At 34.6% G+C, this 14,891-nt stretch carries 10 protein-coding genes; 1 reads left to right on the top strand and 9 read right to left on the bottom strand.

Going from position 1 to position 14,891, the window contains the following annotated elements:
• Positions 1-268 precede the first annotated feature (268 nt).
• The 5 genes from ABIE66_RS28960 to galU form a co-directional block, all read right to left on the bottom strand.
• Positions 269-1,273 carry an NAD-dependent epimerase gene (locus ABIE66_RS28960; RefSeq protein WP_370017279.1) on the bottom strand — a complete coding sequence of 335 codons (1,005 nt, stop codon included), beginning with the start codon at positions 1,271-1,273 and terminating at the stop codon, positions 269-271.
• A 387-nt stretch (positions 1,274-1,660) separates the two neighbouring features.
• Positions 1,661-2,848, bottom strand: coding sequence for a hypothetical protein (locus tag ABIE66_RS28955; protein WP_370017278.1), 1,188 nt, complete (start codon positions 2,846-2,848; stop codon positions 1,661-1,663).
• Positions 2,835-4,292, bottom strand: a complete 1,458-nt coding sequence (locus tag ABIE66_RS28950) for a glycosyltransferase (protein ID WP_370017277.1) — start codon at positions 4,290-4,292, stop codon at positions 2,835-2,837. The genes ABIE66_RS28955 and ABIE66_RS28950 overlap by 14 nt, the downstream gene beginning before the upstream one ends.
• A gap of 479 nt (positions 4,293-4,771) precedes the next feature.
• Positions 4,772-6,091 carry a UDP-glucose dehydrogenase family protein gene (locus tag ABIE66_RS28945; protein WP_370017276.1) on the bottom strand — a complete coding sequence of 440 codons (1,320 nt, stop codon included), beginning with the start codon at positions 6,089-6,091 and terminating at the stop codon, positions 4,772-4,774.
• Between the two features lies 1 nt (position 6,092).
• Positions 6,093-6,995: a UTP--glucose-1-phosphate uridylyltransferase GalU gene (gene galU / locus ABIE66_RS28940; protein ID WP_370017275.1), complete on the bottom strand. Its 903-nt coding sequence runs from the start codon at positions 6,993-6,995 to the stop codon at positions 6,093-6,095.
• A gap of 817 nt (positions 6,996-7,812) precedes the next feature.
• Between galU and ABIE66_RS28935 the strand changes: the two genes are divergently transcribed.
• Complete coding sequence (locus tag ABIE66_RS28935; protein WP_370017293.1) at positions 7,813-8,895, top strand: glycosyltransferase; 1,083 nt, start codon at positions 7,813-7,815, stop codon at positions 8,893-8,895.
• Positions 8,896-9,042: 147 nt separating this feature from the next.
• Here the strand turns inward: ABIE66_RS28935 and ABIE66_RS28930 are convergent, their stop codons facing one another.
• The 4 genes from ABIE66_RS28930 to ABIE66_RS28915 all read right to left on the bottom strand — a co-directional run bounded on the left by ABIE66_RS28930 (position 9,043) and on the right by ABIE66_RS28915 (position 14,584).
• The gene (locus ABIE66_RS28930) at positions 9,043-9,996 is read right to left on the bottom strand and encodes a glycosyltransferase family protein (protein WP_370017274.1); all 954 of its coding nucleotides are present in this window, start codon (positions 9,994-9,996) and stop codon (positions 9,043-9,045) included.
• Between the two features lie 276 nt (positions 9,997-10,272).
• The gene (locus ABIE66_RS28925; RefSeq protein ID WP_370017273.1) at positions 10,273-11,181 is read right to left on the bottom strand and encodes a GNAT family N-acetyltransferase; all 909 of its coding nucleotides are present in this window, start codon (positions 11,179-11,181) and stop codon (positions 10,273-10,275) included.
• A gap of 133 nt (positions 11,182-11,314) precedes the next feature.
• Complete coding sequence (locus tag ABIE66_RS28920) at positions 11,315-12,487, bottom strand: DegT/DnrJ/EryC1/StrS family aminotransferase (protein ID WP_370017272.1); 1,173 nt, start codon at positions 12,485-12,487, stop codon at positions 11,315-11,317.
• 291 nt (positions 12,488-12,778) lie between these two features.
• On the bottom strand, positions 12,779-14,584 hold the full coding sequence (locus ABIE66_RS28915; protein WP_370017271.1) for a polysaccharide biosynthesis protein: 1,806 nt from the start codon (positions 14,582-14,584) through the stop codon (positions 12,779-12,781).
• Positions 14,585-14,891: the final 307 nt, after the last annotated feature.

Raw genomic sequence — 14,891 nt, 5'->3', positions numbered from 1 at the left:
CGTATACCCATCTCTTTTTATTTGATTTGGGGTTTTTGCTCATTATATTGATTTGCTGTCATGTACTCTTCAAATCCACTAATATCGAATCTGTCGTCAGCAATCTTTTTCACATATGCACTTTCTAATAACAGCATTTCATAAATGGGATTGATCTGTTATTTTAATTTTCCCATCACCAATTCGAGGATGTATCATTTCGACAGCTGAAATTTGACGGTGGTTCTCTTGATGGTTTTCCTCGAATTCTTTATTACTTCTTTTTTCCTTATTTATTGTACTTTTTGTACCAATTTACAAAATGAGTTAAACCTTCTTCTATTGTTGTTGAAGGATAGAATCCCACTTCAGCATGCAAATCGGAAATATCTGCATAGGTCTCCTTAACATCTCCAGGTTGCATTGGTAAAAATTCAATTATTGCCTTTTTGCCGATTAGTTTCTCTAATGTATTAATGAAATCCATTAATTTAACTGGATTATTGTTACCGATATTATAAATTTTGTATGGAGCATAGCTTGAACTTGGATCAGGATTAGCTCTATCCCATTCACTGTTATATATCGGTGGATTATCGAGTAATCGGATTATTCCTTCAACAATATCATCAATATAAGTAAAGTCTCTTCTCATTTCGCCATTATTAAAAACCTTTATTGTATTCTTTTCAATAATATTTTTAGTAAAAGAGTAATAAGCCATATCAGGTCTCCCCCATGGACCATACACCGTAAAGAAACGGAGTCCTGTGGTTGGAATATTATATAAATGACTATAAGTATGAGCCATTAATTCATTAGCCTTTTTAGTGGCAGCATATAAACTTACTGGATGATCCACTGGGTCTTTGGTTGAGAAGGGGATATTGATATTTGCTCCATATACAGAACTAGAGGATGCATAAATTAAGTGCTTTACATTATTTTGTCGACAGACCTCTAAGATATTTACAAACCCAACTAGGTTTGAATTAACATAAGAATCCGGGTTGTCTATGCTATAACGTACTCCAGCCTGAGCAGCTAAGTTGATGACTATATCAATCGTTCTGTCTTTAAATAATCGATTTAATTTTTCTTTATTTGACAAATCCATTTTGTGAAATTCGAAATTAGTGTTTTCTTCTAATAACCTGAGACGATTGATCTTTAAAAAAACATCATAATAATCATTAATATTATCTACACCAATAACATTGATATCTTGAGCTAACAAACGTTTTGTTAGATGGAAACCAATGAAACCTGCGGCTCCTGTTACTAAAATGTTCATATTATTAATTCCAATCCTTCCTTTACAATAGAATCTTTATATTTTTTCTGGAACACGAAGTAAAGTTTCATATTCATTGATACATTCGACACTTTACTGCGACAGAGTAAAGTTCAAGTAAATCATAGTCCTCTGTCACTACATGGGCAGTACAATACAATGAGGGCCGTATACTATTCCCGACTGAATGAGGAAATGAAAAACAAGGTTTTCCATTTTGGAAATGATGAACATAGCGGAACAAGTTTTTCACCTTGTTTTTCACCTGGGTTATAATTTTCTCTTTAAAAGGCAAGTGTTGCCTTTCATTCAATTCTGACACCATGGAGATTTATTTTAAAATCAATTCCTACAACTAAATAGGCATGATACTCTCAAGTTACATAACTATGACTCTACAAGCGTATTATCATTTTCATCTAATGGAATTGGGGTTTTTGTCCATTCAGCATGCGTATCAGGATCTATCCCCCTCACTTGTTCTAGAAAAGAATCTAAAAAATTTCTTTCTCTCAGGTCTTTAAATAACTCGAGAGGTCTTTTTTGTTCACGTGTGAACGAGTAGACATGATCGACTAATTTAAAACCATCCCTAGTAACAATAATATGCCTTAATGGGGCATCAATTTGTTTGAAACCTGATTTTTCCATTGTTTTCAATATATAGAGTAATCGTCTTGTAATCTCCTCAGAAAGTACAGACTGTTTTTTTAGAAACGTGTTTAAATCTGGTCCTAATAGATATTCCATTAAAATATAATTGGGTCCAGTTTCAAAGACTTTCGGGATAAAAGGCAAGTCTTGACTTGATAAAAGAACCTTTTTTTCTTCATTTGCATGTTCCGTTTTCCCGTAAAGTTTTACGCATTTGTCTTCAGACACTCGATAAACAGCACCTTGATGCCCTTTTCCAATTAGTGTTTGTGTAATAGCGCTATCCACTTTTACTCCATTACCTGACCCTCCAGAGAGGACGGTAATGTTTCTAAAGTCCAAACTATTTTGATTGAAATAATTGTCCCACTCATTGAAGGTGTCCGGTTCGAGCTTTTTCACTTGGGCTAAGAACGAGTCCTTTAATAGGATTATTTTTAAGTCTCGTAATAATTTTAATGGTACGGGGTGCATTCTTTTGAAGGAATTAACATGATCAATCACCTTAAGTTCCTCATTACCAACGACAAATATATGGCGTAGAGGGGCATCGATCATGGTGAATTTTGCTTGTTTTAATTCCTTTAATATATAGAGAAGTTTCTTTACTATAGAATCAGGGATATACGTACAATTTCTCAGGTATTCTTTTAAAGTTGGAGCATTAAAATATTCCATGACTATATAGTTTGATCCTGTATCATACACCACAGGCATAAAGGGTAAATGTTGTCCAGCTTTAAGTGCTTCTTCCTCCATTTTCGCTTGTACCGGGTCTGAATAGATTTTCACACATTTATCTTCTGATAGTTTAAATACTGCACCTTGAGCACCCATTCCAATCAGTGCATGGGTAGTGGGATTGTCAATTTCCAAAGATTTTTCACCTTTGGTTACAGTAATGGTTTTAAAATCCTCCATAATCTCCTCCTAACTGCTCATCTATAGACTTCTGTTGAAGCTGTTGAATTTTATTAAGCGCTTTTTTGATTTTTTCGGCTTTTTGAACCTTGTTTTCCTTTTTACGAGATGTTATTGTTTCATCCACAACTTTAGCCTTCTGATGAATTTTATCTTTTTTATCTTTTTTGTCTTTTTTATTGGATGCTACAAGTTCATCTTTGACTTTATCTTTTGTCTGCTGTTGAAGCTGTTGCATATAAACAAGGGCTTTTTTAGCTTTTTCGGCTTTTTTACTAGGTTTTATTGATTCGCGATCATATATAACTTGTTGTTTAGTCTTCTTATGGGTTTTTTTATCATTTTTATTCTTTTTATCTTTTTTGCGAGGTGTTGCTGAATTTTGTTTACCTTTTTTATAAGGGGCTACAAGTTCATCATAAAATTCAGCTTGTTGTTGAAGCTGTTGGACGAGGTCAAAGTTTTGTTCGATTTTTTTACGGGCTGCTACTGTAAATGTTTCCCACAACTCTCTATTTGTTAGCATAAATTCAAGCGCCTCTGCCAGTTCATCTACATTGTTTTCTTGTACTAAAACTCCCTCTTTGTGATTTGTTATTAATTCAGGGATTCCGGCATGATTGGTCGAAATCACTGGTACGCCAACCGCCATAGCTTCTTTTAATGTATTAGGTATTCCTTCTACATCTCCATCGGCAGCTTCTAAGCTCGCGGCGCAAAATATATCGGCATTGGTCATTTGATCTCGTACTTGATCTTTAGGGAGATGTTTTAATAAACGAAAGGAATCTCCTAAATTAAGTTGATTTGCCAAAGAATTGAGATGTTCTTCAAGCTCCCCTCTTCCGATAATCGTCAGGGTTGCATTTGGAAATTTACCTCTAATCTTTTGAAAAGCTTGCATTAAGATGTGATGTCCTTTTTTTTCCACCAACCTACCGATGGATAAAATGTTTTGAGAGCCACCTTTATGTGGAGTTCGGTATTTGAATTGGTTAAGGTCAACCCCCCCATATAACACTCTAATTTTTTCTGGAGGACAACCCCAAGCAATTAACTTATCAGCTAAATACTGACAAACTGGAAAAAAACGCTCCCCTCGATCAAATAGCATTTTCATGTTGTCTAGATAGCCAATGGGCTGATTAGCCAGGGTTGCATCCCTGCCTCGAATACTTGTTACCAACGGAAGGTTCGTTTCCTCTTTAATCGGAAGTAATAACATCCCTAATTGACCATGATGAGCATGTAAGAGGGAGATATTATTTCTTTCCACATATTCTTTTGGGGAGAAAATTTCATTGAGATAATGAACCTTCTCATTCAAAAGGGAAAGATCTATCATATACTTAGGTTGTCGTACCATATGAATATAATCATAATCAGGAACTTCTCGAATCTGTGAGATATATTGGGTCGGGTCAACCCTTAAATTCAAATGCATAACTGTGTGCAAGTAAATGCTCTCCTTTCAAGCATAGTAAATAAATTTTCTGGTCCTTTTCAAGTATATTATGTATGAATCTATAGGTACGCATGGACTAAATGGAATCGAATTTCCTTGGAATCATTAAAATTGAGATGGAAGTTGTGGAAGGTCATTAGCTATAGGCTGATAAAGCTAAATGACAGTGAGTATGTGTTTGAAACATACAAAGAGGATTAAAGTAAGTGAATGACACAACATTATTGGCAAGCAATGATAATCATTCTACATGCATAGTTGAAGTTGATCTATGGCTCTAATGGTCGGTGTAGATTTTTCTTTAAAGAAATATAAAAAGCACCTAAGAACGATCAAAGGTGCTGCATTGAGGTTTGCCCGCCTATATAACAACCCACCCTTTGAATGCGTGAGCTTTTATCATATGGCTTTAAAGAATCATGTTCGAGTTAATAAAGATGTTAGTAAATGCTAACCATTTATGTCATTCCAATAACAATTGCTGGTCTTCCTATTGGATAATATTCAATTTTCTTGCAAGCTCTGATTCGATCTTCCTCAAGACAATTTCTACCATCAAAAATAATTGGTTGGCTCATTGTGTTCATCAATGTCTCCAGATCTAAATGTTTAAACTCATCCCATTCCGTGACAATAAATACAGCATCCGCATCCAATGTCGCTTCGCGGACTGAGCTGGCAAATCTAATTGTATCCCTTAATATGTTCTTGGCATTATCTATTGCAACTGGATCATAAGCTACCACTTCTGCTCCCAGTTTGGTTAATGAACGCGCAATTTTGATTGATGGTGCTTCCCTCATATCGTCTGTCTCTGGCTTGAAAGCAAGACCAAGCATTGCAACCTTTTTCCCTTTTAAATCCCCCAAGCGATTTATCGCTTTCGTTACAAGGAGTTCCTGCTGAAAATCATTTATCGCTACTGTTTCTTTTAACAGGGAAAAATGTACTCCATTTAAATTGGCAGTATGAATCAAAGCTTTAACATCCTTTGGAAAACAAGACCCTCCATAACCAATACCGGGCTGTAAAAACGCTTCTCCAATCCTTTTATCTTTTCCCATTCCCTTTGCTACATCTTTAACATCTGCACCGACTGCTCCGCATAAATTGGCAACCTCATTGATAAAGCTAATCTTAGTCGCCAAAAAAGCATTAGAAGCATACTTAATCATTTCCGCACTTCTAATACTTGTTAGTATAAATGGTACATTTAACGGACGATACATTTCTTGTACTTTCTTAGCCGCCTCTTTATTTTCAGAACCTATGATGATTCGATCTGGTTGCATCGTATCCATAACAGCTGACCCTTGTCTTAAAAATTCAGGATTCGAAACCATATTAAAGGTTACCCTTTCGTCACAATGTTCATCTATAATTTCCTTGATGAAATCATTCGTACCAACTGGCACAGTACTCTTTATAACGACTACAGAACTCTGTACTAGGTTCGCAGCAATATCCTTCGCGGCTTGCACAATATACGATAAATCTGCTCCCCCATCCTCCATTTGCGGTGTTCCTACAGCAATGATGATAATCTCGGCACCATTTAGCGCTTCTCGATGAGATGTTGTAAATAGCAGTCTACCCGCTGTAGCATTTTGAGCAAGCAAATTCTCCAGACCCGGTTCATAAATTGGAGAAATCCCTTGACGCAGACTTTTAATTTTCTGTTCATCAGTATCGATACAAATGACACTATGCCCTATTTCTGACAAACAAACACCAGTGGACAGCCCGACATAACCTGTACCCAAAACAGCTATTTTCATATTATTCAAGCTCTCTCGTTATAATCTGGTTTTCTTTCTTATTTACATCCCTTAAATAGGAAAGTACCTCGTCTCTTATATCATCCCTGCGCAAAGCAAAGTCTATTGTTGCCTTAATAAATCCGACTTTATCACCAATATCATATCGATTTCCTTCAAAGTTATATGCTAATACGGCCTGCTGCTTATTTAGCTCATTTATGGCATCGGTAAGTTGTAGTTCATTACCATGTCCAACTGGAAGCTTTGATAGTGTTTCAAAAATCTCAGGCCTTAAAACATAACGCCCCATTATCGCATATCTGGAGGGAGCCTCTTCCCTTTTCGGCTTTTCCACCAAAGAATCGATATGGAAAAGGTTAGGCTCAATCATTGTCCCTTTTGGCTTAATAATGCCATATTTACTGACATCCTTTTCCGGTACGTTCTGAACAGCTACGACGGAGCTGTTGCAATACTCAAAAACATTGATGATTTGTTTCAGACAAGGTGTTTCAGACATAACGATGTCATCTCCTAACAAAACAGCAAAAGGTTCATTTCCAATGAAGCTTTTCGCGCAAAGAATTGCATGTCCTAGCCCCTTCGGTTCCTTTTGGCGGACATAATAGATATTTGCCAAACTAGATATTTTCTGAACTTCCTCTAAAATATCGAGCTGATTTTTTCGTAAAAGTGCATCTTCCAACTCATAGGATTTATCAAAATGATCCTCTATTGATCTTTTTCCTCTACCGATTATGATAATAATTTCCTCTATACCCGAAGCTACTGCTTCTTCTACAATATATTGAATCGTTGGTTTATCAACAATCGGCAGCATTTCCTTGGCCTGAGCTTTTGTTGCAGGCAAAAATCGAGTCCCGAGGCCTGCGGCCGGAATAATGGCCTTTCGGATTTTCATAAGCTGCCTCCCTTTTGTCATTCATTAATCCTTTATATGCAAAAGGACAACTTCCGGTCTAGTTAGTAGCCCTATTAGTCTCATTTTTATTTAACAGGGACTAGAGGCTGTACATAAAGAATCCCAATCTGGCTGTGACCGAGCCTCTCAACCTGTTAGTTACGTGCCAAATTAAAAAATCCATTACACTTTTCATGCAATGGAGTTACCATTCGTTTTGGTGTAATGGTCGATATACGGTTTGAATAAATATCTGTGGTGTGAGCTTTGAAAGAATATTTTTTGCAGCGGTTTGGGTACCGTCTAACACTAAATAAACTAGATTTGATTTCACATTAAAAAGGTCCACATTTGAACACGGGCATGCGTTACCTCGCTGAAGTGTTTATAGATGTAGCAATCTGAACAAGCACCCGACTTACAACGGAGCATAAACTAAATGGTAATGCCTTAAGTAACGCAAAAGTAAGCACAGCGACTTACAGGATAATAGAACGGAAATGTGATGAAACCCTTTCTAATTTAACTAATTCCACAGATTCCTAATCACCGCAATGCAGACGGTACAAGAAGGTAAGAATGACGAAGCAAGAAATTGGTTGTATAAAGCTAATGCAAATCGCCACAAGGATGCTTAGAACTGCACAATTTATGATTTTGGTGCAATAAACTGTTAAAAATTTGTGGTTTTTTCAAAAGCTATGAATTTGCAAAGATTGATGCAGAATTAGCACCGGATATAAACGATTAAAAAACAACCTAAAATTATAGAAAAAGAGTGGGTTTTAAAGAAGGCTCAATAGGGGTGATGGTAAATATGTATACAATAAGTCTTTGTATAATAGTTAAAAATGAAGAAGAAGTATTAAATCAATGCTTGAATAGTGTAAAGGAAATTTGTGATGAAATTATTGTTGTTGATACTGGTTCAACAGATCGTACAAAAGAAATCGCTAGTGAATTTACAGATGAAATTTTTGATTTTGAATGGATTAATGATTTTTCAGCTGCAAGAAACTTTGCTTTTAGTCATGCAACGATGGATTATATCTTATGGTTAGATGCGGATGACATTTTACTTAAAGAAGACCAACAAAAATTTAAAACATTAAAGAATGATCTAGATGCTTCAATTGATGCAGTTTCCATGATTTATAATATTGCTTTCGATGAATATGGTAATCCTACCTTTAGTTATAGAAGAAACCGTTTAGTTAAAAGAGAGAGAAACTTCAAATGGGTGGGTGCTGTCCATGAATATTTAGATGTTTATGGAAATATTCTTCCTGCTGATATAGCCATAACTCATCGTAAATCCGATAAATCGATCCAATCTGTTCAAAGTGATCGCAACCTTAAAATTTATGAACAACGTTTGGAAAAAGGAGAAGAATTTTCACCAAGGGATTTATTTTATTATGCAAATGAATTAAAAGATCACGCTCAGTACCGAAAAGCTACAATTTATTATCGAGAATTTTTAGCTACCAAAGGGTGGGTAGAAGATGAAATCCGTGCTTGTATAAATATGGCGGAGTGTTATAGAAATCTTGAGATTTTAGAAAAAGAAAAAGAATCACTTGTTATGTCAATTATGTATGATATACCACGACCAGAGGTTTCTTGTCGATTAGGGGACATTTATAAATCCCAAGGACAAATTAAAAAGGCCATTATATGGTACCGCTTAGCTATTGACGTAGAGGAAGATAAACATCAAGGATTTAGACAAGAGGCTTATTCAACATGGTATCCACATCTTCAGTTATGTGTTTGCTATTGGGAAACTGGAGACAAAGAACGATCTGTAGAACATAATAATAAAGCTAAAAAATATCGTCCAAATGACTCACAAGTGTTAATCAATGAGGAGTTTTTTAAAAATCATTTTAAGAAATAAAGAAATTTAAGATTTAACAAAAACATGGTCCCTCCTTTGTTCAAGTGAGGGTTAACAGCAAATAACATGATAATAGAGAACAGTTTGTCTCTACAAACTGTTCTCTATTATCATTTTTAACTAAATACTAAAAAAGTATTTATGGTTTTATTTTGGATTTTTGTCATTGGTTTGTTCCTCATTAAGAATTTCTTTAATTATTTTTATGAAATCCTGAACTCTTTTTTTCGTTGAGTGTTTTTCGTGGGACATTCTCATTCCGTTTAACGAGATAACTTTTCTCTCCTCTTCATTTTGAAGATAATAATACGCTTTTTCCTCAAAATCATTTTCATTTATAGATACAAAATTCACACCAGGGATAAAGCCAAGATCACGTAATTCGGCAGATAAAGGGGCCAATAATAACGTATTACATGCAGTTATTTCGTAATACTTATTGACAGGGTACTTATAGATAGAATCGCAGGTTAAGAAAATTTTTGCTCTATTAATTTCCATTGCATACTTCTTCCCGACAAACACGTTCTTTTCATCTTTTCCGAAATCTCTATAACCTGGATGGCCATGAAAAACAAACTCTGGTCTACTTTTGAACCGCAATAAAATACTTTCCCTTAAAGGATAATAATCTAACCGCGTAGCCCCCATCATTAATAATTGAATATCTTTTTTTTGGCCATAATCTTTATATATATCTGTAGAAACATGGTGGGGCAGCCATCTCATCCTTTGAGAAAACTCTGGAAACCACTCTAAGAATTTATCCCTGTAACATGTAAAAATATACTTTACTTCTTCTCTTGATAAGTCCTGTTTTCTATTTTGATAATTATAATGTAAATCATATAATCCAACACCAAAAGGGATTCTCAAATCCTTTAATCCAGTTATGGAGGGGAAGCCCAATTCTCCGTACCCATTAATGTATATAAATTCCGGGGAAAAATTAATATTTCCTATAATATCATCAATGTGGCCTGATTGATGATATACCCGTAAATCTGTAAATTTACTCAATTCGTCTATAAAGTATGCAGAAGCTGGAACAATATAGTTACTTTCATCTCTGTTTATATACAGTAGTTTTATTTTATTCAATCCTTACCATTCTCCTTTTTTGTTACATTACTCAAAGAATGCAATTATCGGAGTATTCAAATCTTTACCTAGTATTGGTCCCACAGCAACAACAGGCTTGAAGTAGCAACTTGGGAATACGAAATTAAGATAGAAGATTGATAAACGTCTTCTAACCTATGTTACCTTCAGTAGAGGGCTACATCGTTAGCATCGAATCATAAAGGTTGCTCTTTCCTGTTGTCTTACTCATGTATTTACTTCTTCATTTTAATCACGTATTCAGTCATTTACTCCCTAACTTTCTTTTAAATGTTGAAACCTCCTATGGAAACTATGTGTAGTCGTCGTAATTTTAAACCCTGTAGATAAATAAGTCCTTATAGCATTTAAATTATTCAGTTGAGTACCGACGACCATCTTATTTAATTTTTTCGAGTAATGATTTAGGGTGAATTTAATTAATTTTTTACCTATTCCTTTTCCCTGATGGTCCGGATGAACTCCGACCAATTGAATGGAAGATGTACCTTCTAACATATGTTTACAAGTTACAAACCCTACTAAAGTATTGCTTTGTTTTAATATTAAAATATCACAATTTTGATCTTTACTTTGATTCTCTATCCAGGAACTATATAATTCGTCACACTTTTTATTATCCAAATTCGGATCTGTATGAAATCTATCTGTAGTGTATATTTGCTCGGATAATTTCATAATTTCGGCTATATGATCAACATCCTTCGTACAATAGAAATCATAAATGTCTGGAACTTCATATGATTTGTTTTTGTCAAAATTATGTTCAAATGTAATCAATGTGTCCATTAAATTAAAATTTATATTTTCTAACCCATGTATATATGAATGCATATGTGTGTTTACTTTACAGAACAAGATATCGATTGATAATTTTACACATATCTCCTCTAAAGGAGACATAAGATGGTTAACCATGGAAGGTTCTAGCTTTTGGTTATTAACATGATAATCCAAGCACCATATATTGTAATTAAAATGATTACTATCCCATTCAAGCTTTTTTAAAGATATAAGTTCTACAAGTTTGTTATCTACTCTTAAAAAAATATAGATATTGGTTACACTTTCATTTATCTCGGTACTTAGTGGAATAGGATCATCAGATATTAATTTACCAGAAATATCATCTGCTGCCCCCCATGTAACTTCCACTTTATTCATAGTACACTACCTCCTTTGAAGCTGCTGGTGCTTCTTGTCTAGGTGAGTTTAAAGGTTTCCAAGAATGGATGTGTTTTTAATAGGAAAAATAGTGGTGGCCAACAAGTGGAATATTGTAAAATTGGACGACATTTCATTGTAAAATTTTCTTTATACAATGAATGACTTTTTGTTGATCTCGATCTGTCATTTTTGTATATAAAGGCAAACTTACTACATTATTATAAATGCTTAGAGAATTAGGGAAATCACTTGCCTTAAGCTGATAGGTGTTCTTCCAATAAGGGTGAAGATGTAAGGGTATAAAGTGGACGCTAGATCCTATACCATTTTCGGACAGCTTCTGTATAAATTCATCTCTTTTAATTTTCAGGGTATTAAGTTGTATCATATATAAATGCCAAGAATGTGTATCATTTTTTGATTTTGGCGGTAATATTATCGGTAATTCCGCTAATTCACTGTCATATAAAGCTGCCATTTTTTCTCTGATCCTTTGAAATTGCCAAACTTTCTTCAATTGATGAATTCCTATTGAAGCGGCAATGTCAGTCATATTGTATTTAAATCCTGGTGCAATTACTTCATAATACCAAGAGGGTTTTGTTGAGGTGTATCGATCAAAAACGTCTCGATTAATTCCGTGTAGACGCATATGCTTACATCGCTCTGCAATATTTTTGTCCTTTGTTACAAGCATTCCCCCTTCACCAGTAGTAAGGGTTTTAGTAGCATAAAAGCTAAATACCGTAGCGTCGCTATCTAATGTACCAATCAGGTTGCCATTGTAACTAGTTGGTAATGCGTGTGCAGCATCTTCAATTACTTTAAGATTGTATCTTTTGGCTATGTGTAATATCTCATCCATTTCACATGATAAACCTGCAAAATGAACTGGCATGATTGCTTTCGTTTTAGAAGTTACGGCCTTTTCAATTTGATTTACATCCATATTAAAAGTTTTAGGGTCTATATCTACAAATACTGGGTTAGCACCGAAATAACGGATTACTTCAGCAGTTGCAGTGAACGTATAAGGTGTGGTAATGACTTCATCTCCATTTTTAATCCCGATAGCCTCCAACGCAAGATGCATTCCTGCAGTAGCAGAGTTCACAGCAACACTATACATTCCCTTTCCTAAAAATCCAGCAAACTGATCTTCAAATAATTTAGTCTTTTTCCCTGTGGTTAACCACCCAGATTTTAATGAATCTACAACTTCATCTATCTCTTCCTTCCCGATATCTGGCAAATGAAATGGTAAAAATTCCTTCAATAAAATCACCTTTCTTCCTTTTACCAACTTAAAATGCTTCATCATTCCAAATTTATATCCCGTTTCTACATTATCAGGTTATTAATATGAACATAATCTTTGTCCGATACCAAAGAAAGTTGTTTATTTCTAAAACAACTAATGAAGCAAAAAAAGATGTATTAGATTTAAGATGCTGCTGCAACATCCATTTTCTATAAGAATAGATAGCACAAAAAAACCGATAAAGTTATACGTTATCGGTTTTTTTGTCTTCTCAAACAGGGATCAATAAGTACCTTCATGAAGGATTTTAAGAATTGTAAACTCCTGACTTGCTTATTTTACTTCATTTTGCAATATTTCACTTAGTATTGGGCGTATGGTCCCCGGTTCAATCTGTTCTAATTTTTCAATATTCATATCTAAATGTACCATTTTATTATTGTGGGGAATTGCAATCACAATATTAGGGTGATTCGTAGGCTTTATTTTTTCATCCTCATAAAATAAAGATTCATTTAATTTTTCACCCGGCCGAATTCCTGTGTATTTAATGGGGATATCGAGGTCTGGTTCATAGCCGTATAAACGGATTAAGTTCTTGGCTAAATCTGAAATCTTTACAGGCTCGCCCATGTCTAATACAAATACTTCTCCGCCTTCTGATAAGGCCCCTGCTTCCAAAACAAGTTGAACGGCTTCTGGAATTGTCATGAAATAACGGACCATATCTGGATGTGTAATTGTCACTGGCTCACCACGCTCAATTTGTTTTTTGAAAATGGGGATGACGCTGCCTCGGCTTTCTAGAACATTTCCAAATCGTACAATCGAAAATTTGGTTGAACTTTCTTTTGAATAATATTGAACAATCAGTTCCCCTATTCGTTTAGTCATTCCCATTATATTTAAGGGGTGAACTGCTTTATCCGTCGAAATTAATACAAAACGCTCAACACCAAAACGGTTAGATGTTTCTGCAACAATTTTTGTACCGAATATATTGTTTTGTACAGCTGCCCCTTCGTTTGATTCCATTAATGGTACATGCTTATGTGCTGCTGCATGGAATACAATTTGAGGAGAATATTGTCTAAATACCTGTTCAATAAGGTGTTTATCTTGAATATCCGCAATAACTAATTTTGTATCAATATTAGGAAACCTATCCTTTATTCTCAATCCTATGTCGAAGATGCTGTTTTCCCCATGCCCTAGCAAAATGAGGAGTTTAGGTTCACATTGAGCAACTTGGTTGGCCAGTTCACTCCCAATCGATCCACCAGCACCCGTAATAAGTACGGACTTATTTACGAGGTATTCTTTTAATCTCTTTGTTGGCTGAATAATTTCTCTTCCAATAAGGTCCTTTAAATTAATTTCACGAATTTGTTTAAGTGATATTTGGCCGTTAATTACTTCTTCTACGGGAGGCAAGATATTAATTTTAGCTTTTGTTTTTTTGCATATTTTTACAATTTCTTGAATCTCAGATTTAGCTACTGTAGGCATCGCAATAATTATATCCGTTATTTTATTCTGACTTACCACATTCTTTATATCGGATCTTTTCCCTAACACCGGTATCCCTAGAATTAGCAAGTTAAGTTTTTTAGTATCATCGTCAATGAATCCAATAGGGTTATAATCTAATTCCTTTGATGACATAATTTGATCAACTACTCTTGTACCTGCTTCGCCAGCACCAATGATCAATGTTCTTTTTTGAGAAATTTTATGAGGAAAAAACATTTGATTTTTTGAAATCAAAAAAACCCGAAATCCGCTGATGGCAGCAGTGGAACAAAGATATAGGATTAGCATGAAAGTAAATGGCCATTGGTTATTTAAGAAAAACAAGTAATAAATAAAGTACAGTAAATTAGCAATTATAAGGGATTTCACTACTGTTAGTATTTCCCGAAGACCGGAGTAACGCCACAATGTTTTATAAGACTTTGAGGTTAATAGAAAAAAATAACAAGTAACAACATATACAAACATACTAATTGTATGAAAACTAAATGAGGTAAACCCTATTTTTTCCCCTTGCACAAAAAAGAATGATAATAAAAAGGTTCCACTAAGTATAATCATGTCAATCAAAGATAATAAAGTAATCCTTAAAGGATAATATTTCATAATTTTATAAACCCCCACCTTAAAATTCCAGATAAAACATACTATTCAGAATTAAAATTTACGTACAGATTTACATCAATTTTAATAAAACAAATAACCCTCCATATTGATTTCAGTTTTTTCAGTTAGATTAATGGATAGGTTTAATAAAACTCTCCATGGATTTTCAACCTTTCATTTGTGGGATAACCGTTCCTCTATACAGGTCTAGAGTAAAGTAATCCCATTATTGGAAGCAAACATAGAACTAGCCGTTTCAGACGGTCCTTTTACAGTTACCTCTTGATGTGTTGGGGCTAATTATTAT

The organism is Peribacillus sp. B2I2 (genome assembly GCF_041261685.1).
Taxonomy (GTDB): domain Bacteria; phylum Bacillota; class Bacilli; order Bacillales; family DSM-1321; genus Peribacillus.
The sequence above is the reverse complement of the archived record's forward strand: the minus strand, read 5'-3'. Positions and strand labels throughout refer to the sequence as shown.

Coding starts and splice junctions, on each gene's coding strand:
- ABIE66_RS28925 (WP_370017273.1), bottom strand. CDS start 11,181: ATGAATAAAGTGGAAGTTACATGGGGGGCAGCAGATGATATTTCTGGT.
- ABIE66_RS28945 (WP_370017276.1), bottom strand. CDS start 6,091: ATGAAAATAGCTGTTTTGGGTACAGGTTATGTCGGGCTGTCCACTGGT.
- ABIE66_RS28960 (WP_370017279.1), bottom strand. CDS start 1,273: ATGAACATTTTAGTAACAGGAGCCGCAGGTTTCATTGGTTTCCATCTA.
- ABIE66_RS28915 (WP_370017271.1), bottom strand. CDS start 14,584: ATGAAATATTATCCTTTAAGGATTACTTTATTATCTTTGATTGACATG.
- ABIE66_RS28950 (WP_370017277.1), bottom strand. CDS start 4,292: ATGCATTTGAATTTAAGGGTTGACCCGACCCAATATATCTCACAGATT.
- ABIE66_RS28935 (WP_370017293.1), top strand. CDS start 7,813: ATGTATACAATAAGTCTTTGTATAATAGTTAAAAATGAAGAAGAAGTA.
- ABIE66_RS28955 (WP_370017278.1), bottom strand. CDS start 2,848: ATGGAGGATTTTAAAACCATTACTGTAACCAAAGGTGAAAAATCTTTG.
- galU (WP_370017275.1), bottom strand. CDS start 6,995: ATGAAAATCCGAAAGGCCATTATTCCGGCCGCAGGCCTCGGGACTCGA.